This is a genomic window from Pelagicoccus mobilis (assembly GCF_016595505.1).
GTDB lineage: Bacteria > Verrucomicrobiota > Verrucomicrobiia > Opitutales > Opitutaceae > Pelagicoccus > Pelagicoccus mobilis.
On the sequence record NZ_JAENIL010000013.1, the window covers coordinates 84,427 to 103,718 of the forward strand.

14 protein-coding genes are annotated in these 19,292 nt (G+C 53.9%); 5 read left to right on the forward strand and 9 right to left on the reverse strand.

Going from position 1 to position 19,292, the window contains the following annotated elements:
- Positions 1 to 20 precede the first annotated feature (20 nt).
- Together JIN87_RS08695 and udk are read right to left on the reverse strand one after the other, a co-directional pair.
- Positions 21 to 758, reverse strand: coding sequence for a sugar transferase (locus tag JIN87_RS08695; protein WP_200355159.1), 738 nt, complete (start codon positions 756 to 758; stop codon positions 21 to 23).
- The gene (gene udk / locus JIN87_RS08700; RefSeq protein ID WP_200355160.1) at positions 736 to 1,374 is read right to left on the reverse strand and encodes a uridine kinase; all 639 of its coding nucleotides are present in this window, start codon (positions 1,372 to 1,374) and stop codon (positions 736 to 738) included. Before udk ends, JIN87_RS08695 begins: the two co-directional genes overlap by 23 nt.
- A 119-nt stretch (positions 1,375 to 1,493) precedes the next feature.
- Here udk and JIN87_RS08705 point away from each other — a divergent pair, with 119 nt between their 5' ends.
- The 3 genes from JIN87_RS08705 (at position 1,494) to JIN87_RS08715 (ending at position 6,951) form a co-directional block, all read left to right on the forward strand.
- The gene (locus JIN87_RS08705) at positions 1,494 to 1,808 is read left to right on the forward strand and encodes an STAS domain-containing protein (protein ID WP_200355161.1); all 315 of its coding nucleotides are present in this window, start codon (positions 1,494 to 1,496) and stop codon (positions 1,806 to 1,808) included.
- A 100-nt stretch (positions 1,809 to 1,908) separates the two neighbouring features.
- On the forward strand, positions 1,909 to 3,258 hold the full coding sequence (locus JIN87_RS08710; protein ID WP_200355162.1) for an MATE family efflux transporter: 1,350 nt from the start codon (positions 1,909 to 1,911) through the stop codon (positions 3,256 to 3,258).
- A gap of 237 nt (positions 3,259 to 3,495) precedes the next feature.
- Complete coding sequence (locus JIN87_RS08715; protein WP_200355163.1) at positions 3,496 to 6,951, forward strand: response regulator; 3,456 nt, start codon at positions 3,496 to 3,498, stop codon at positions 6,949 to 6,951.
- A gap of 86 nt (positions 6,952 to 7,037) precedes the next feature.
- Here JIN87_RS08715 and JIN87_RS08720 read toward each other — a convergent pair whose 3' ends face one another.
- From JIN87_RS08720 to JIN87_RS08750, 7 genes are all read right to left on the reverse strand, one after another.
- Entirely contained in the window at positions 7,038 to 8,318 is a 1,281-nt protein-coding gene (locus tag JIN87_RS08720) for a dipeptidase (RefSeq protein WP_200355164.1), read from the reverse strand.
- A 16-nt stretch (positions 8,319 to 8,334) separates the two neighbouring features.
- On the reverse strand, positions 8,335 to 10,056 hold the full coding sequence (gene ggt, locus JIN87_RS08725) for a gamma-glutamyltransferase (RefSeq protein ID WP_200355165.1): 1,722 nt from the start codon (positions 10,054 to 10,056) through the stop codon (positions 8,335 to 8,337).
- Positions 10,057 to 10,184: 128 nt separating this feature from the next.
- Positions 10,185 to 11,597 (reverse strand): aldehyde dehydrogenase family protein, encoded by a 1,413-nt coding sequence (locus JIN87_RS08730; protein WP_200355166.1) that lies wholly within the window; start codon positions 11,595 to 11,597, stop codon positions 10,185 to 10,187.
- A 44-nt stretch (positions 11,598 to 11,641) separates the two neighbouring features.
- Complete coding sequence (locus tag JIN87_RS08735) at positions 11,642 to 13,072, reverse strand: RidA family protein (protein ID WP_200355167.1); 1,431 nt, start codon at positions 13,070 to 13,072, stop codon at positions 11,642 to 11,644.
- A 21-nt stretch (positions 13,073 to 13,093) separates the two neighbouring features.
- Entirely contained in the window at positions 13,094 to 14,449 is a 1,356-nt protein-coding gene (locus JIN87_RS08740) for an ammonium transporter (RefSeq protein WP_200355168.1), read from the reverse strand.
- The gene (locus JIN87_RS08745) at positions 14,433 to 14,927 is read right to left on the reverse strand and encodes a c-type cytochrome (protein WP_200355169.1); all 495 of its coding nucleotides are present in this window, start codon (positions 14,925 to 14,927) and stop codon (positions 14,433 to 14,435) included. The genes JIN87_RS08740 and JIN87_RS08745 overlap by 17 nt, the downstream gene beginning before the upstream one ends.
- Positions 14,924 to 16,504: a flavin monoamine oxidase family protein gene (locus tag JIN87_RS08750; RefSeq protein WP_200355170.1), complete on the reverse strand. Its 1,581-nt coding sequence runs from the start codon at positions 16,502 to 16,504 to the stop codon at positions 14,924 to 14,926. Before JIN87_RS08750 ends, JIN87_RS08745 begins: the two co-directional genes overlap by 4 nt.
- 260 nt (positions 16,505 to 16,764) lie before the next feature.
- Between JIN87_RS08750 and JIN87_RS08755 the strand changes: the two genes are divergently transcribed.
- Together JIN87_RS08755 and JIN87_RS08760 are read left to right on the forward strand one after the other, a co-directional pair.
- Positions 16,765 to 17,916, forward strand: coding sequence for a pyridoxal phosphate-dependent aminotransferase (locus JIN87_RS08755; protein WP_200355171.1), 1,152 nt, complete (start codon positions 16,765 to 16,767; stop codon positions 17,914 to 17,916).
- 156 nt (positions 17,917 to 18,072) lie between these two features.
- Complete coding sequence (locus tag JIN87_RS08760) at positions 18,073 to 19,227, forward strand: pyridoxal phosphate-dependent aminotransferase (protein ID WP_200355172.1); 1,155 nt, start codon at positions 18,073 to 18,075, stop codon at positions 19,225 to 19,227.
- Positions 19,228 to 19,292: the final 65 nt, after the last annotated feature.

Below are 19,292 nucleotides of genomic sequence, written 5' to 3' on the forward strand. Positions count from 1 at the left end.
GGATTCGGCCTGTGGGGATCTTAGTAGGCGCCCTTGCCGAGAAGAACGGCGGGAACGGTTTTGAAGAGGAGCTTGATGTCGAGCCAGACGCTTTCTGAGCGGATGTACTCGACGTCGAGGCGGACTTGGCCGGCGAAGTCGATGTCGGCGCGTCCTGCGACTTGCCAGAAGCAGGTGAGTCCGGGTTTGGCGAGCAAGCGGGCGCGATCTTCTACGGTGTACATGACAACCTCACGAGGCACGCAGGGGCGCGGACCGACGATGGACATCTCGCCGAGGAAGACATTCCAGAATTGGGGAAGCTCGTCTACGGAGTACTTGCGGATGAAGCGTCCGATGCGGGTGATGCGCGGATCGTGTTTCATCTTGAACGTCACAGTGTCGGCTCCGTGTTCGTTTTGCTCGAGAAGCTGGTCTTTGATCTTATCCGCGTTTGTGACCATGGAGCGGAACTTCCACATGTAGAAGCGAGTGCCTCGATAGCCGACGCGCTCCTGTTTGAAGAAGATAGGGCCTCGGTCTTCGATTTTGATGAGGAGGGCGGTGGCGGCGTAGACGGGGGAGAGGGCGAGGAGGGCACAGGCGGAGGCGATGATATCGATGACTCGCTTCAGCCCGAGCGAGAAGCCGAGGACCATGGCCCAAGCGGCGCGTTTGGATTTCACGCGAAAGTTGAGGCGCGCCTTTCCGATAGGCGTCCCTGCTTTCGACCAGTAGTCGACGATCTCTTCGTCTTTAGGATGTGGGTTGGTCTGCATTTCTGGCTGTTCGTTTTTGTAAATCGGCCAGAAGTGCGGGGACAAAAGCGTTATCTTTCAGCGAATCCCATATGAATGAGGCATTTGCGCGTTGGGGAGCGACGAATTTGTCGAAGCTTGGGATTTGGTCGTGCTCCCAAAATTCGAGGATCCGATCGAGCTGGTAGCCTCGTTCGGAGAGGTCTCTGCGGATACGTCGGAGCAGACGGACGTCGCTCGGAGTGTGGACAAAGACGCTGAGATCGAAGCGTTTTGCGAGGGGGGCGTGTTGGAGGACGAAGAGGCCTTCGACGATGATCAGGGGGCGAGGCGAGATGAGGGTGGTTTCCGGCTCCCGTGAGAAGCTGGAGAAGTCGTATTGCGGGGCGTTTATGGGTTCTCCGGATGAGAGGGCGCGTAGGTGGGATTCGAGCAGGTCGAGCTCGAGGGCGTCCGGGTGGTCGAAGTCGGTAGCGGCCGCTTTTTCGGAAGGGAGGTGGCTGAGGTCGCGGTAGTACCAGTCCTGTTCGAGCAAGGCGGCGGATTGGGGGCCGAAGTGGGACTGCAGGTGTCGGGCAAGCCAGCTTTTGCCGGATCCGCTTCCGCCAGTGATGCCAATGAGGATTGGTTCGAGCATTGGGGCGGAGATTAGACTAAATCTGATTGTGAGCTCAAGAGAGCAGGATGTGCGTCGTTTAAAAGGTGGGGCTAACCCGGTCCCGAGCTACATCCTATTTCCAAACTATTCCCGCAACCATGAGCATTGTAATTGAAGGTCAGACTGTAGAAGGAACGCTTCGCGCTGAAGTTGGCGTGGCGCGTCTCGATGCCGCGTCTTCTCGCGACTTTAAGAAGGAAATCGACTCGATTTGGAGCGACGGCGTGACGGCTGTCGAATTCGATTTTTCGAAGGTAGACTTTATCGATAGCTCCGGTGTGGGCGCTTTGCTTGGCGTGTATAAGCGTCTGCCGCAAGGTTCGGCCAGCGTTCGTCTGCTAAAGGTCAAAGCTCCGGTGCAGTCCGTGATAGAGCTGCTTCGCTTGCATCGCATTTTCGAGATCGCCGCGTAGGCGTCTCTCTCAATCTTTTTCTGGATACGCGCGGGCTTTTGAGGCTGCGCGTATTTTTATTTGCTCGGAAAGAGTCGGGCCAGTAGCTCTACGCCCTTAAATGTTGGGGGGAGATTCGAAAGTCAGTTGGCCGGTCGAGCTGAAGACGACTTTGCGTTTGGCGGGGCCGATCGTGCTGGGAAACGTGGGGCAGATCCTGATCGGGGTGGTGGATACCTTGATGATCGGTCGGATCGGCGTGGCTCCTTTGGGAGCGGCCGCGTTCGTGAACAATGTCTATGTGATCCCTCTGGTGACTCTGATGGGCGTGTTGGCCGCGGTGACGATCCTGGTCTCGCAGGCGAAAGGGGCGAGCGATGAGCGGCAAGTCGGCAGGCACATCCGGCATGGCCTGGGCTTGAGTGTGTTTGTCTCGGTGGCGGCCTGCTTGCTCATGACGGGCAACGGCTTCTTTTTGGATCGCTACGGGCAGGAGGCGGAGGTGGTGGAGGCCGCTCGGATTTATTACTGGTTGATAACGGCTTCCTTGTTGCCGGCTCTTGTTTACCACTGCTTGAAGAGCGTGTGGGAGGGGCTGGGGTGGTCGAAGCCGCCGATGTTCGTTTTATTGAGCGGGATTGGTCTGAACATCGTGCTGAATTGGATTTTGATTTTCGGCGAGCTGGGAGCTCCGAAGCTGGGGCTGGTGGGAGCTGGGATCGCTACCTTGATCGCTCGTACGGCGGTGATGGTGGCGATGTTTGTCCTCACTTTGCGGGCGGGTCGGATGAAACGCTTTTTGCCACGGCGGTGGATGAGCGGTTTCGAGTTCGATTCGTTTAAGTCGATGCTGAAGCTGGGGTTGCCGATGGGGGCCCAGCATTTGTTCGAGGTGGGCGCGTTTGCGGGGGCGGGAATCATGATCGGCTGGTTGAGCAAGGAGGCTTTGGCCGCTCACCAGATCGCGATGTCGTGCGCTTCGATGTCATTCATGATTCCTCTCGGTGTTTCGATCTCTTGTGGCATTCGAGTGGGGGGAGCGTTTGGAGCGCAGCAGTTTAGGCGTATCCGGACCATCTATCTCTCGACCTTGGGATTCACCTTTTTCCAGACTCTCCTGGCGGCGCTCGTCTTCTTGCTAGGCGGGAGTTGGTTGGCCGAGCAATTCGTGGAAAACGTGGAAGTGGTGGGGATCGCAGCGTCGATTTTCATGGTGGCGGGGCTGTTTCAGATTTTTGATGGAGCCCAGGTGGTCAGCCTCGGAGCTTTAAGAGGGATGTCGGATGTGAATGTGCCCATGCTAATCACTTTTGTCGCCTATTGGGTGGTGGCTTTGCCGGTGGGCTATCTACTGGGGTTCAGTGCCGGCTTTGGGGCGGTCGGGGTTTGGATTGGGTTGGCGGTCGGCTTGCTGGCGGCGGCTTTGTCCCTGTTTGTCCGGCTAGAGAAAAAGCTGGTCGGTAGCCGTTGAGCGGCTGATCTCGATGCGGTGGTAATTCCCTATTCCAGCCCTCTCTCGTGCTAAGAGGGGAGAAGGGGTAAAGTACTGAGGGAAAATGCCGATGTGGAACGATTGTAGCGACACTCTCGTGAACTAAATGCCCATCGCACAACTCAGTACCGTTTTTCCCACAGAACGTCAGGATCTTTCTAACTGTTTTATGGTTAGGAGCTTGAACGACGTGTCGCCCCTTGCCCTATCCTCCCGATGAATCCTTCCCACCTATTCGAAGACGCGTTTTTCAAATCTCCCAAGCCGCAGCTGATTGTTGCGGGAGATGAGATCTCGTGCGGCAATCGCTCTGCGAGCAATCTGTTGCTCGGTAGTCCCGACTGGAAGTCGCTCGCTGGCGCTCCCTTGGGCACGTATTTTTGTGACCCTGAAAAAGGGACTCTGCTTGAGAACGGCACCGCCTTGCTCTCGCTACGCTCAACATCTGAGAACAAGCCAACTGCTTGCAATGTGGTGGCTACCAAGATCGATGAGTCTACCAGTCTTTGGAGTTTGGAGCCCGTTTGGCTCGAGGACTTCGAGAGCAATAGCTCGGCCTTGTCCCTTGAGCGTGCTCTCAATGCTACCTCGGATGCGGTTATTTGCGTGAGCGGAAAGAACTCTTGCGGAACCGATCGCAACTATGTGATCCGTTTTGCCAACCGAGCTGCGGAGCACTATCTGACGCAGGGGCGTAGAGATGTTACCGGACGTCAGCTAAAGACCGTTTTTTCGGCTTATGGAGAATTGGAGCTCGATGTCCGATTTGAGGAAGTCGCAAATGGGAAGCCTTCTGTTTTCCAGAAGTCGGTTTGCTTGGTCGAGGGGGTTAAGACTGAACTGGCTGCATCGATCTTCTTGTCTCAAGAAGGCGACTACATTGTCTGTCTTCGAGATGTGACGGAGGAGCTCAGGGTGCAGAACAAGCTTGAGAAGAGCACTAACGAGCTAGACCGCCTTTCAACCCAGATTCCAGGGGTATACTTCCATCTCGTGATGGACGAGAATGGGGAACCTAGCTTTCCTTACATCAGTGAGAAGGTGAAGGAACTCTTTGGCGTGAGCGCTAGCGATGTGATGGAGGATGCGTCCTCGGCGATCGGAGCGGTCTGTATCGAAGATATGGAGCGTGTGTATGAGTCGCTCGCGATTTCTAGCCAAGAGCTCACTCCACTCTATATCGAATATCGTATCAACACGCCGGATGGCCGCCAGAAGTGGGTCGCGACAAAGGCGATTCCTGAGAAGCGTTCTGGGGTTCGCGTTCTCTGGTATGGAATTTTTGAGGACATTACACTGCGAAAGGAATCCGAGGAGCGACTCCGCATGGTTTCTGCAGCTGTGGAGGCGTCCAGTGACTTCGTTTTGATGGTCAATCGCGAAGGCGAGGCCTTGTATCGAAACAACTCTTTCGTAAACATCGTCGGCTACCAGACTCTGGATGTGCTTAACGAGAAAGGCGGAGTGAAGTCGCTCTTCCACGAGAAGCATGTCTACGACAAGATCCTGCAGGAGACGCTTGAATACGGGCACTGGCAAGGAGATGTGCAGGTGATGACCGAGTCGGGCCGCCAGCTCGATATCTACTTCCGATCGGTTTCGGTTAAGGACGAGAAGGGCCGGGTGTCCGCGCTGGTCGTTACTGGTACAGATGTTACCCATAACAAGCGTCGCCAAAACTTGCTCAAGCGCTATAACTCGGTGTTGAAAGCGCAAAGTGAAGCTGCCACCGACGGTATCCTCGTTGTTAATGAGCGAGGGATTGTATCCAACTTTAACCGACGTTTCTGCAAGATCTGGGGACTCTCCACGAACTTGATGGATGTCGGTCGTCCGGAGAAAATCTGGAGTGTCGCTTCCAAGCAAGTGGGCGATGCGGATGCATTCTACGACCGGGCTATGATGATTTCGAAGGACGAGACGGAGACCTTTAAGGATGTTCTAGAGTTTCAGGACGGCCGTACCTTTGAGCGTACTTCGATTCCGATTTCATCACCGTTGGGTGAGTCCTATGGGCGTGTTTGGTTCTTCCACGAAGTTACCGAACAGAAGCGTTCTGAGGAGCGTCTGCGTGCTACCATGCGTGAGGCCGAGCAGGCCAACCAGGCGAAGAGTTATTTCCTCGCGAACATGTCGCATGAAATTCGTACCCCGATGAACGGTATCATCGGAATGACTGGTTTGCTTGCGGAAACGAGTTTGGAATCCGAACAGCAGGATTATGTGGATACGATTAGGGCGAGTAGTGAAGCTCTGCTCATCGTGATCAATGACATTTTGGACTTCTCGAAAATCGAATCGGGTAAGCTTGAGATCGAGAATATCATGTTCGATCTCCGTGACTGTATCGAAGAAGCCATCGATACTCTGGCGATTCAGGCGATGGAGAAGGGACTGGATATTTCTTATGTATTTGGAAAGGACATACCAGGCTCTCTTCTTGGCGATCCGACTCGTCTACGTCAGATCATCGTGAATCTGCTTGGAAATGCGGTGAAGTTTACAGACAAGGGAGGCGTCGTCGTCCGCGTCGAGCCGTTCCATGTCAAGGACGACGACGTGATCTTGCACTTTAAGGTGACGGATACGGGAATCGGAATTCCGGAAGATCGCATAGATCGTCTGTTCGGTTCTTTCAGTCAGGTCGATGCTTCTACCACACGTAAGTACGGTGGTACTGGTTTGGGGCTCGCGATCAGTAAGAATCTTGCCGAACTGATGGGTGGATCCATGTGGGTCGAAAGTTCCGATGGGGAAGGTTCGACTTTCCACTTTACGATTTCCTTCAATCGCGCGGCGTTTGCGTTCGATCTCGGCTCTTCGGCTTCGAATCCTTTGGCAGGGCGAAAGGCTCTCATCATCGATCATCATAAGTTCAGTTCCGAGTCTCTCAGAAGCCAGCTCGAGCTATTTGATGTGCAGGTCGCGTCTTGCGAATCGATTGAGACGCTTGAGGATATTGCTAGCGAGAAGATTAATTTCGACGTCGTATTCATCGAGTCAGGGCTCGCAGGTCTTGAGTATCAGGACTTGAGATCGAGAGTCCGCCGTTCTCTGAACAATGAGAATCTCCCGGTGATTTTCACGGGACTTCTTGGTGGTGTGCAGTTGGGAGAGAACGCTGACTCTTCGACCTTGTCCTTGCTCAAGCCCTACAAGCTCGAGACTGTCAAAACGCGGATGCTCGAGGCCAACGGGAAGGTGACTCCACGTGTGAAGCGAGTTGCTGCGGGTGGAGAAAAATTAGGGGAACAAAAGCCGCTTAGGATTCTGCTCGCGGAGGACAATGTCATCAATCAGAAGGTGGCGAAGCGTCTCTTCAAGAAGATGGGGTACGACATTGCGATCGCCCAGAACGGGCTAGAAGCCGTGAACATGATCGGCGAGAATGAATATGATCTCGTTTTCATGGATATCCAGATGCCAGAGATGGATGGTCTGGAGGCTACTCGAGAGATCATCAAGCGTTGGCCAGACAACCGTCCGCGGATCATTGCTCTTACGGCGAATGCGATGCGTGAGGACCGAGAGAATTGCTACTCTGCAGGAATGGATGGTTATCTGACCAAGCCGTTCAAGGCGGATGATCTCAAGGAAACCATCTCGCAAACCCATAAAAGGGTAACGGAGTCAAAAGCTAACGAGTCGATTGAGGTAGATCCGGAGTTTTAGGATTTGTGCTGATTTTTTAGATACGAGGTAGATTCGGTATTTTCTATCATAGAGCTGCTAGCATTGAGCTCATCTCAAAACACGCCTTAGCTCGAAGCTTCCAGCCCCTTGGCATATTCCTCGCAGGCATCCAACACTCGCATTACGTTGGCTCCCCAGAACTTTCTCAGGTCCTCTTCGGTGTAGCCACGTCTGAGCATCTCGATCGTGATGGGCATCATTTGGCCGATGTCCATGGACTCTTCCACTCCGCCGCCTCCATCGAAATCACCGCTTATGCCGATGTGGTCAACGCCCATGACTTTCACCATATGATCGATGTGGTCCACGACTGCTGATACACTAGAGAGTGGTTTGGGGTACTTTTTGTTGAGAGCGATATACTCTTCTAGCGAGGCCTTCTTCTCGCTTTCGTTGAGTTCTCGCCCACTCCGGTAGGTTTCGAACCACTTTTTGAATGCTGCCGAGCGTTCCTCGTTTTTGGGTACATCCATCATGTAGGCGCTAAACATGTTCATTTGCACAACGCCGCCCCGGTGAGCGATTTCTCTCAGCAGGGCATCGTTCAGGTTTCTTGGATGCGGGTAGCAGGCATAACAGCCGCTGTGAGAAGCGATTACGGGAGTAGCGGAGAGCTCAAGTATGTCCCACGCTGTCTTGTCTGAGGAATGCGATATGTCGACCATCATCCCGAGGCGATTGCACTCTTCGATGGCTGCTTTCCCGAGATCGGAGAGTCCCATGTGGAGATTGCCGTCGGGGTCGGTAGAGGAGTCTGCAAGGTCGTTGTTTTTGACGTGGGTTACGCCGAAGTAGCGAACGCCTTTGTCGTAGTACTCTTTCAGTAAGTCGATGTTGCGCCCAATTGTATAGCCATTCTCGATACCGATAAATACGACGTGCTTTCCTTGTTCACGGATCGAGTAAGCGTCTTGGGATGTGGTGGCGATACTCGCGATGTCAGCGTTTTTCGATACGGTGGTGTGGATGAGGTCGACTGTTTCGAATCCGCTATTTATCGCCTTGAGCCGACCCTCGTGGGTGAGGGGACCTTGTCCTTCGAATACGACAAAAAATCCGCCATCGATCCCGCCTTTCTTCATTCTGGGGAAATCGACCTGATTCGCATGATCCTGCCAGCTGTGCTCTTTTGAAATGTCGAATCCAGGTCGCTTGAGGACGAGCGGCACATCCATGTGCGTGTCGATCGTAAGGTTGTTCTGGTGAACTGAATTGGCGAGTTCCAAAAGTTGTTCCTCGGACCAATCATCTCTCGGCGTCCGATCGGGAGACTCGTTTCCTTGCAGCGGGACGAACAAGCAAGTCGAGAGTAACAGAGTAAGGAGGTAGCTTTTTCTAACGTTCATATTGATAAGTTTTTAGTTAGTATCCGACTGCGTGAGTGTCCGGACGACGCGGGTCGCCCGCACCGAAGAAGACTTCGTCTTGATAGGAAACGGAGTTGGTCGTCCCCATCGCTCGTCCCTCCTTCACTTCGTACCCTTTTTGCTCGAGGAGCTTGATGGTGTCTTTACTCAGTCCTCGTTCGATGAAAAGGGTGTCGGGAAGCCACTGATGATGTATCCGAGGAGCGGCGACAGCCTCCGATAGGTTCATGTCGTGCTCGAGAACGTTGAGGAGCACTTGTAGGGTCGCGGTTATGATTTGGCTCCCGCCGCGACTTCCGCTTAGTAGGAACGGCTTTCCATCCTTGAGAACAAGGGTAGGGGACATCGAACTCAGCATGCGCTTTTCCGATTCGATCGCGTTGAACTCTCCGCCCACCAGTCCGTAAGCGTTAGGCACTCCCGGTTTTGAAGAGAAGTCGTCCATCTCGTTGTTGAGGAAGAAGCCGGTTCCCGGGGGCATGATTTTCGAACCAAAGGAGAAGTTGACTGTGTAGGTATTCGCGACCGCGTTTCCGTCTTTGTCGATGACGGTGTAGTTTGTGGTGTCTAAGCCTTCGTGTATGGGCTCGCCAGGTAGAATCTCGACGCTGGGCGTCGCGGTCTCCGTGTTCATTTTCTCGCGAATCTCTGAAGCGTATTTTTTCGAGATCAACCACTCGGTCGGAACGGGATGAAAGTCGCTATCGCCCAGGTGTTTCGAGCGATCCGCATAGGCGTACTTCATTGCTTCCGCCATGTGATGAATGCTCGCGGCACTGTTGTGACCCATGCTTTTGAGATCGAAGGGTTCGAGAATGTTCAGAATTTGAATGATGTGAATGCCACCGGAACTTGGGGGAGGCATGGACACGATTTCGTATCCCTGGTACTCGCCACGTACTGGTTCTCTCACTACAGGCTCATAGTTGGCCAAATCCTCTTTCGTGATGATGCCTCCGTTCTTTTCCATGTCGGCGACGATCTTGTCCGCGATGTCACCTCGATAGAACGCGTCTATGCCTTGATCGGATATCAGCTTTAGGGTGGCCGCAAGTTCGGGGAGTTTTATCAAGTGTCCGGGGTGGAACGGCTGCCCGGCGCCATCATAGAAGACGGAGAGGGTTTGCGGCGAGTGTTTCTCGAGGCGAGCTTTGCCGGTTTTAAGGGATTGGTAGAGATCCTCGTTTATTGGGAATCCATTTTCAGCGAGATCAATGGCGGGTTCGAGAGCCTTCTGGAGTGTGATGGTCCCGAACTCCTCAAGAGCTTTAGCGAGCCCGGCTACGGTGCCAGGGACGCCTGCCGCCAGGTGACTGTAGCGAGAGAGTTCTTTATCCACTTCGCCTTTTTCGTCGAGAAAGAGATCTCGATGAGCCGCCTTTGGGGCTTTCTCTCGATAGTCGATGGCAACGGTTGTATCTGTATCCGCAGAGTGGATCAGCATGAAACCGCCTCCACCTAGATTACCGGCTTGCGGCGTTGTGACCGCCATCGCGAAGCCTAGGGTGACTGCCGCATCGATAGCGTTTCCCCCGTCTTTGAGAACTTGCAGGGCCGCTTCACTTGCCAGCTTTTCGCGGCTGGAAACCATCCCGTTCAGGCCAGATTCGGGATGGCTCGTGGATAGGCTGTTGTAGATTGGTGGTTCAGGGGCACTGTGCAGTGACCCGGCGAGGCATGCTGCGAGAAGCAGTGAGACTGTAGCGGTTCTAGACATTTTTCTTAGTTGTTGTGTGATGCATGCAGGGTAGCGCCGAGCTTTAGCCCGCGTCCGCGAAGTACGAGTCCTACAGCGGTGACGCGGGCTAAAGCACCGCGCTACGGGTTGTGAAATTCGACATTGCACTAGTTGAAAATATTGACGACTTGGGTCTCGCACATTTCGCAGAGGCCCCATTGGCCGAGCTCGCGACCAAGCCCGGATTGTTTGAAGCCGCCAAATGGGGCGGAGGCTGAGGCTCTGCGGTGTCCATTGACTCCCACTCTGCCGCATTCTAGCTGTGCGGCTATGTCGTATCCGATCTGTGGATTCGATGTCCAAACCGAAGCGGAAAGCCCATAGTTGGAGCGGTTGGCCCAAACGATTGCTTCCTCGATCGATCTATAGGATACAAGAGGGAGAATCGGGGAAAACTGCTCCTCCTCTACGAGAGGGTGATCGGGAGCGATGTACTTGACGAGTTTGGGTGAAATGAAGTTTCCGGTACTCCCACTTTCGTGAGGGTAGCTGAGTATGGCCGCTCCCGACTTGTAGGCTGAAGCGATATAGTCGTCAGATTTCTGTTTTGACGCTGCCGTTGTGAGTGGCCCTATCCGCACACCGTCCGCAAATCCATTGCCAACTTTGTAGTGGGCCATCTCGATCGATAGCGTTTCCGACAGCGATTCGTAGATCGTTTCGTGCACGTAGATGCGCTTGATGGCGCTGCAGACTTGCCCGGCGTTTCTCCACGAAGCATCTAGCAGCTCTCTGGCTATTTGCGTGGGATCGGAGTCAGGGAGAACGATGGCGGGATCGTTGCCGCCGAGCTCAAGGGTTACGGACTTTATCTCTTGGGAAGCTGCTGATAAGACAGCTCTCCCTGTGCCGGTCGAGCCCGTGACCGATAGTTTTCGGATTGCAGGGTGACGGGCGATCTGCGCTCCCAGTTCATCGAAACCTGATAGGGTGTTGAGGATTCCCGATGGCAAGGCTCGGTTGAGGGCTTTGCCGAGGAAGAGAGGTGATAGCGGCGCGTGTTGAGATGGCTTTAGGATGACGGCGTTGCCAGCGAGAAGGGCGGGGGCGAGTTTGACGGCGATGGTTCCGATTGGGAAGTTCCACGGCGTAATGAGTCCAACGATACCGAAGGGACGATTTAGAAGCAGTGTGCGTGTTTCCTCGCTCTGCGATAGCACTCGGCTAGGGATTTCCAGCTTTGAGTATTCCTCGAAGATGCTGGCTGCGTAGCTGACTTCGCTTATCGCCTCCTGGATAGGTTTGCCTTGCTCGCGCGTTATGAGGCGTGCGAGATCGTTGCGGTTGCGTTTGATCGTATTGGCGCAGGCCTGAAGAGCGAGGCGCCGGTTCCGTTCGGAGCTGGACCACTTGGCTTGCGCCTTTCGAGCTGAGGCGATGGCTTCCTCTAGCTCCGTTTCCCCGCAGAGAGGGGCAGAGGAAAACATTCGCCCCACTGCTGGGTCGATGACGTCGAAACGATCCGGACCGAGGCAGGCTTTCCCCCCGATCGTTGCCATGCTGAGAAGAGACTTCGCCATTGATTGCGAGGTTCCTTGGAAGAGTTGAAGATGCGTTTACGGGTCTAGTCCTTGATGGCAGCCGCTGCCTCAAGTTCAATCATGCCTCCTCCGACGATTGAGACCACAGGCAGGGTGGTTATCGCGGGAGGGTTGTCGGAGCCAAACGTTTCTTGGTAGAGGGCTTCCCATTCGGAAATTCTATTATCAAGAGTTTTGGTATCACCTTGTGCGATGTAGGCTCGGATATGAACGAGGTCACTCAAACTTCCCCCGGCTAGCTCGACTCGAGTCTTCAAGGCTTCAAGGGCTGAAGCCGCTTGCTCTTTCATGTCTCCTTCGACCGAGGGGATGCTACCAGCAAGGAAGACCATCCGGGCATCGGGGGCGATGGCAACTCCAGCCGAGGCGATCGGCTGGGAGTCGACCACTTTTCTGGTGGTGCCGCTTGCAGATTTCGCTAAGGTGAAGTCCCTGTCGCTATCGTTTGGATACGCAGCGTAGTACTCGATTGAGATGTTCTGCTTCCTGTAGTTGAACCCTGGAGTCGACATGACGGTGCGTGTCGGTCGGTTCGGGTTTTTGGAGTTGTTGAAGTACTTGTTGTATTCCTTGTTGAAGGCGGCGAAGCTTTTTCCGATCGAGTCTTTTCCTGGGTAAACGCAGGCACGGATGAAGAACACATCTTCGAAGCCGAGACCTGCTTCTTTGAGCTGGGCTCCCATCTGCTTGAAGAGCGAGGTGGACTGTTGCGCGATGTTGCCGAACATAAAAAATCCAGGAGGAGCATTTGGAATCATCGATTCCGGTCGGACGGAAGAGGACAAGAACATTCCTGTATCCGCCGCTGTCGCTTTGCCTGTGCTCATGGGCCATACTGGGCGGCCGTAGGACTTCCATTGCTCGCTCGTCTCGGTGCGACTTAAGCGAGTGTAGCGCTCATGATGCCGTGTCCCGACGACATGGGGGCCTCGCCCGTCCGGGAAGACAGCAGTGAATTCCACCTCTACGCGATAGTCGGAATGGAATAGACGAGAAATGCCAACTGTTGTTCGCGCTGGTTTATGAGGATTGGATACGGTGCCGAAGAATTGCTTGTAGGCTCGGTTCCAACCGTCGAAATCCGGTTCAGGGTCGGCTACGATGTAGGCTCGCACGTTGACCACATCGCGAAGGGTGAGACCCACTTCGGCGAGATCTGCGGTGAGTTGTGTAAGTACGCTAAAGGTTTGTTGGTAGGTGTCGCCGTAGCGATTTTCTACACTGTTTTTTGCGATCTCCTTCATGCGAGGGCTCGCGGTTACGCCCCATGTGAAGAAGTACTCCGATCCAGGCGCGACCTCAACTGCGTCAGCGTAGGGGAGTTCCGGGCGTTGATGGGTGATGATACGTTCGTTCATGTTCGCCCCAAGGTACCGCAAGCCGCCGTAAGCGGCTGCGGCGATGGAAAACATGATGAGGACGTAGCTTAGCTTGTGCTGAGGAAGTAGTCTCATCTCGGATACTAATTGTTCGGGTTAGTCCAGTGAGTAGGCCTCTTGACCGTGTTCTGAAATGTCTAGCCCTACATCTTCTTCTTCAGCGCTGACTCGAATGCCCATAATCAATTTGATAGCGAGGAAAACGATGAAGGAGAATGCGAAGGCGAAGAGGGCGTAGGACATGGAGCCGATGAGCTGCCACAAAAAAGGAGCTTCGCCAAAGATGCCTACTGCGAGGGTGCCCCAAGTGCCGCAGACGCCGTGAACTGAGGTGGCTCCCACAGGGTCATCGACCTTGATCTTTTCGAAGAACAGAATCGCGAAGACGACGAGTGCTCCCGATATTGCCCCGACAAGCAGCGCGGGGCCTGGCATCATGGAGTCTGCCCCGGCGGTGATGCCGACAAGTCCGGCGAGCACGCCGTTTAGCGCCATTGAAACGTCAGGCTTTTTCAATACGAGTTGCGTTGCGATCATGGCTGCGAGGCATCCACCCGCTCCAGCGAGAGCGGTATTGGTGACTACGAGTCCGATTTGTTCAGGGTGAGCACTAAGAACTGATCCGCCATTGAAACCGAACCAACCGAACCAGAGGAGAAATACGCCCACTGAAGCAAGGGGCATGCTGTGGCCGATGATTGGCTTCTTGGGTCCATCTGTGCCGTACTTGCCGCGTCTTGGCCCGAGCAGCAGCACGCAGGCGAGGGCAGCGAAGCCGCCGAAAGCATGGACGACTGAGGAACCAGCGAAGTCGTGGAATCCATTGCGGTCGAGCCAACCAGACCCCCACTCCCACGATCCAGCGATAGGGTAGGCGAGTCCGACGATCAATACGGTGAACACCATGAAGCTGCTCAACTTTACGCGTTCGGCCACGGCTCCGGATACGATTGTGGCGGCGGTGGCGGCGAACATGGCTTGGAAGATAAAGTCGGTCCACCATGTATAGTTGGCGTACTTGGCGCTCATGATGTCGAGGTAGTCGGCCGGATTTACATCGATCCAGAAGCCAAGAGACATGATTCCATTGAATTCAGTGCCTGGATACATCGTGCGAAATCCGACTAGAGCGTAGAGAATAAGACCCGAGCTGATCACAAACAAGTTTTTGAATATGATGTTGATCGTATTCTTCGAACGCGTGAGGCCTGACTCTAGGGTGGCGAATCCTAAGTGCATCATGAAGACTAGGACTGCGCAGACGACTAGCCACAAGTTGCCGATCGTAAAAAACGATTCTTCGGAGGTTATGGTATCGATGTATTCATCGTAGTTGCCCTCGGTGACACGGTGTTGAGCGAGCGATTCTTGAGCGCCAATGAAAGCGAAAGAGAAGGCTGCGATTAGTAGGGCGAAGCGGAGGATTCTTTGGAAATTAGCTGCGTTTTTCATCAGTGGATGCGTTTTGTTTCTCGAAGCTGATCAGATAGTCGACGAGTGCGGTTATGTCTTCGGCGGGAATCATGGCGCCCCAACCGGGCATGCCTTTTTCCATGATTCCGTTTCGGATAGTGAGTTCGATGCCCGAGCGGCCGGCCCCGTGATGCCATTTTGAATCGAAGAGATTGCTCGGAGAATCGATTCCGACGTCTTCAGGGCCGTGGCAACTGAGGCAAAACATGTCGTAGTTCTGCTTGCCCTTTTTAACGGACTCTGGATTGAGCTCGACGGGAGCAGGCGTTTCAGGGACGGGCGGAGCAGCAGGTTCTGGTTTGCTGAGCTCAAGCGAAACCTGAGCGGGCTGAGCCGGTGCGGCTGCCTGAGGCTTTGGTTCCGGATTCGCTGCTGCGAAAGAGAGAGCTAGGCTGGTGATGAAGCCTGCTGCCGATAGGGCGAAATAGTTGCTGGCCTTGTTCTGTAGCGTTTTCATGTTTCTGCCATAGTCCTTTCGTGGATACTCTTTACGGCAATGCGGGCTGCTTCAAAGGCTCCGGCTTGCCAGCCGCCTAGATGACTGGCCCAGCTGGCTGCTATGTATAGCTCGCCCTCTGGCCTGATAAGGAGTGGGTAGAAGGTCTTGATCATCGCTTGCGGGAAGTGGGCGAGACAGCCTTCGATGTGAGGTATGGAGGACCAATTGACCGAGAACGCGTTTTCGAATTCGGCCCGATACTGCGGGTGGATCTTTTCGCCGTTGGAGAGCGCGAACTCCAGACGTTCGGCTGGAGACATTTTTCCGAGTTGGTCGGACATTGGTCCGAAAACGTAGTATCCGCCCATGATGCCCTTCTTTTGCATGAATCCGGAAGATGGATACCACATTTCTGCGATCGGGAGGTTCGTCCAGGAGATGCCTCCATAGACGTATTCGTCTTCTTCCCAGAAGCGGCGTTTAAATTGAAGCCCGATTTTCGCCGAATTTTGGAAGGGGACGATATTGAGCGTATTCTTCAGCATCGGAGAGAAGTCCGACTGCATTTTTCTCAATATCGTGGGAGGAATGGTGCAAACGCAGTAGTCTCCGCTTATTTCCTTGTCGACTCCATCGATGGTGTAGACGACGCGCGCGCCAGGATTGGTACGACGAATTTCTTTCACCTGCGCTCCGTAGACGATCTTGTCTTTAACCTTTTCTGCGAGGGCGAATGGAATCTTGTCCATGCCGCCCTTGGGCGTGAACATTTGCGACTGGTATTGGTATTCGTTGGCTCGATGGAAGAGCTGGCCGAATCCTGATTGGAGCAACTCTGAGAATGAGTAGGGCGTGTCGAGTTCGCCTTCTTGCAAGCCTCCGCCAGGCCAAACCTTGTAGCCGCGACGAGCGTGTCCTGTGTACTGGTGCTGGGAGCCGCTGAGTCCGCCCTCGTAGTGGAGGAAGTCGAGCAGTGCTTCCTTGTCGCTACCGGTGAGCTCCGTATCAAGAGCTTCGTCGTCAGCAACTTTGGCGAGGAGCTCGTTGGTGTATCCTCGCAGGTCTGTCTTTACTTCACGGATACGAGCTTTCTTCCCGGCTAGAGGACCGATGTCGCCTTCTCCATAGTAAAATGCGTTTTCGTTCAAGTTGACGAAAGGTTCCACTTCGACGCCAAGCTCTCGGCAATAGTCCATGGTCACGTGCCATTGAGGAAAGCGGGAGGGGCCGGGGTTGAAGTAGAGGCCTTCGTCGAATTGGCAGGTTTGCGTGTGCCCGGTGGTTTCCGAAATCGTGTCTCCCTTGCGAAGCGTCATGCTCCGGCCGCCCGGTATGGGGCGAGGTTCGAGCACGACGCAGTCAAATCCGAGCTTTTGTAGTTCGTAGGCGGTTGTTAGGCCTGCGATACCAGCTCCTAGAATGAGGACGCGTTTCTTCGACTTGCTGCCGATGTGCGTGAGGCCTGAGATTTCCGCTCCATGGCCTGTGGCTTGAGTCATTAGTCCGAGCGCGGTCATCGTTGTGAAGGCACAACCGCCGTACGCCCCGACTTGCCGGATGAAGTTCCGGCGAGTGAGTTTCGCTTTGGTAGACATCTTTTTGTATAAAATAACGCGCTGAGCGCCTTTTGTTGGGCATTAGCAGAGCGTGTGCCTACTTGTCATAAAAATTCAGATACAGGTGAATCTTTAGGTTCCTATTAAAGAAATTTCTGACCTCGTTACATTATTATATATGGAATTTATCGAATGGAGTTTTAGGAGAAAAAAGTGACGAAATGACCGGCTCGGGCATAGCGTCTGCTAAGAGGTGCCAGGATTCGTACAAACGATTCTCTAACCAATAATACAAAAAGATGTCTACTAAACCGGTACCGAATAAGTCGGAGCGCCGCTCCACTTCGCTCGTCGCTACTCTCGTTGCAGCTGCGACCCTTTCACTCTCCCCTCAAGTGGCTTTCAGTCAGCACGAGGTCGATACTGATGAGGGATCGCAGGGCCCGATTCGAATTAGCGGAAATGAAAATGCCTTCGGGTACTCGCAGATGGCCATGATGGCCATCATGCAAGAGTTGCCTGATATTAACCGATACCAGTGGGAGGAAACCATGGCTCTGATCGAGGCGGTCGCCATGAAAGAGATGGTTCCTACTGAATATGTCGTGCCTACCGCTGGCTCTGGTCCAGTGCTGCAGATGGCCGCGATGGCTTATGCTGCCCCTGGAAAAAACGTGGTCACGGTTGAGCCGGGCTACACCCAGTTGGTGAGAACGTTCAACAATTTTGGCGGTGAAACCAAAATCGTGCCGCTTAACGACAAGTTGGAGTACGACCTCGATGCAGTTAAGGCCGCAATCGATGAGGATACCGTGATGGTCTACTTGTGTAATCCGAATAATCCGACTGGAACGGTTGTGAACCCTGATGCTTTGAAGACGTTCATCCGTGAACTTCCAGATGACATCGTGGCATTCGTGGACGAAGCGTACCTCGAATTGGCTGATGGCGGCTTGGATAAGCACAGCATGATTTCTTTGGTGAGAGAGGGCGAGAACATCATTCTTGCTCGTACTTTCTCGAAGGTGTATGGCATGGCCGGCTTGCGCGTTGGTTATGGTATCATGAAACCAGATACGAAGAAGCTTCTCGGAAAGTACCAGATGGGCGGACCGAACAAGTTGGGCTGTGTCGCGGCTGTCGCTTCGTTGCAGGACACTGCTTTCTTCGAGACAAGTGTTACGAACTATCGTTCTGTCCGCAAAATGGTGACGGACAAGCTCGATGAGCTCGGAATCGAGTACGCTTATCCACAAGGAAGCTTCGTCTTCATGAAAACTGGCATTCCGATCAAGGAATTTCAGGGCATGATGGAAGAGCGCAATATCATGGTGGGTCGCCCATTCCCGCCAATGCTCGACTGGTGCCGTGTCAGTATCGGCACCGAAGAAGAAATGAGCACATTTTTGACCGTCTTCGAAGATATCATGAAGACGCAAGGCAAGCTTTAGCCCTACTGGGGTTATTCAGGTAGTTATTGAACAGGTTATTCGCTGCTAGACCAGCAGCATAGGGACCGGTTTGAACCGTTGTGAGCATGCCTTTGGTTTTTGGGCGTCTGATTGCGGTTGGGACCGGTTCCTTCTTTTTTTTGAGGGGTGCATTTTATGGAAAGAAAACGAATCGAGAAGTCTCTAGGAGTGAGTCGTCGAGCTTGGTTAAGAGATGTGGGAATCTCAACCCTTGGCTTAGCTCTAGGTGGGTCGTTGCTCGGGCAAGCGAGCGGTCCTGCGGCCAAGCGATTAGAGCGGTATCCGGAGCTTAAGCACATCAATTTGGCGGGGAACGAAAACCCGTTTGGACCGTCCCAAAAAGTGAGCATGGCTATCATGCGGGAGGTAAAGAACAGCTGCCGCTACCCGTTTCGAGAGGAGGAAATCCTCAAGGAGAGGATTGCGGAGAAGGAAGGCTTGAAGCCGGAGAACGTGATTCTGGGCAATGGTTGTGACGAGATCCTTTCGCTGGCTGGTATCGCGTTTGGCGGTGATGGGAATACGGTTGTAGCCACTCGGCCGACTTATCTTCAACTGGCGGAGCAGGCAGAAAAGGCTGGCGGGCACGTCGAGTGGGTGGACCACTCTGTGTCGATGCATCACGACCTGGGCGCTATGATGGAGAGGTCTCGCAGGAAGTCGGCGAATCTGGTCTATATTTGCAATCCGGATACACCATCGGGAACGGTTTTGCCACCCGAAGAAATCAGGTCGTTTTGCGTCGAGGCGTGCAAGACGAGCACGGTTTTCTTGGATGAGGTGTATCTTGATTTGCTAGATGACTACGAGCAGCAGACTCAGGTGGATCTCATTCGGGAAGGGTATCCGCTTATTATAGGACGTTCGTTCTCGAAGATGCATGGGTTGGCGGGTCATCGCATCGGCTACGCAATTGCGAGCAAGGAGATCGTGCAGGAGATGGGGAAGCGGAAAATGTCGAGCCCTGGCTATTTGGGAGTGATTGCGGCATTGGCTAGCCTTGACGATCGCGACTTTCACGAGCAGTCGAAGCGCTTAATTGCAAAGGGCAGAGAGCGTTTCTGTTCGCAGCTAGACTCCTACGGCCTGAAGTATACGCCTTCTGTTGGAAACTTTGTCTTTCATCACACCGGAATCGAGGTACGAGAGTTCCAGAAGAGGATGAAGGCTCACGGCTTTTTGGTGGGGCGGCCTTTTCCGCCGTATGAGGATTGGTGTCGAATCAGTATTGGGACGCCAGCGGAGATGTCGGCCTACGAGGGGGCCATGGCAAAGGTATTCGGAGCCTGAGGGAAACGCTATTTTAGCCAAATAAGTGGAGGCCGCTTTCTTCGGAAGGCGGCTTTCTTGTTGGA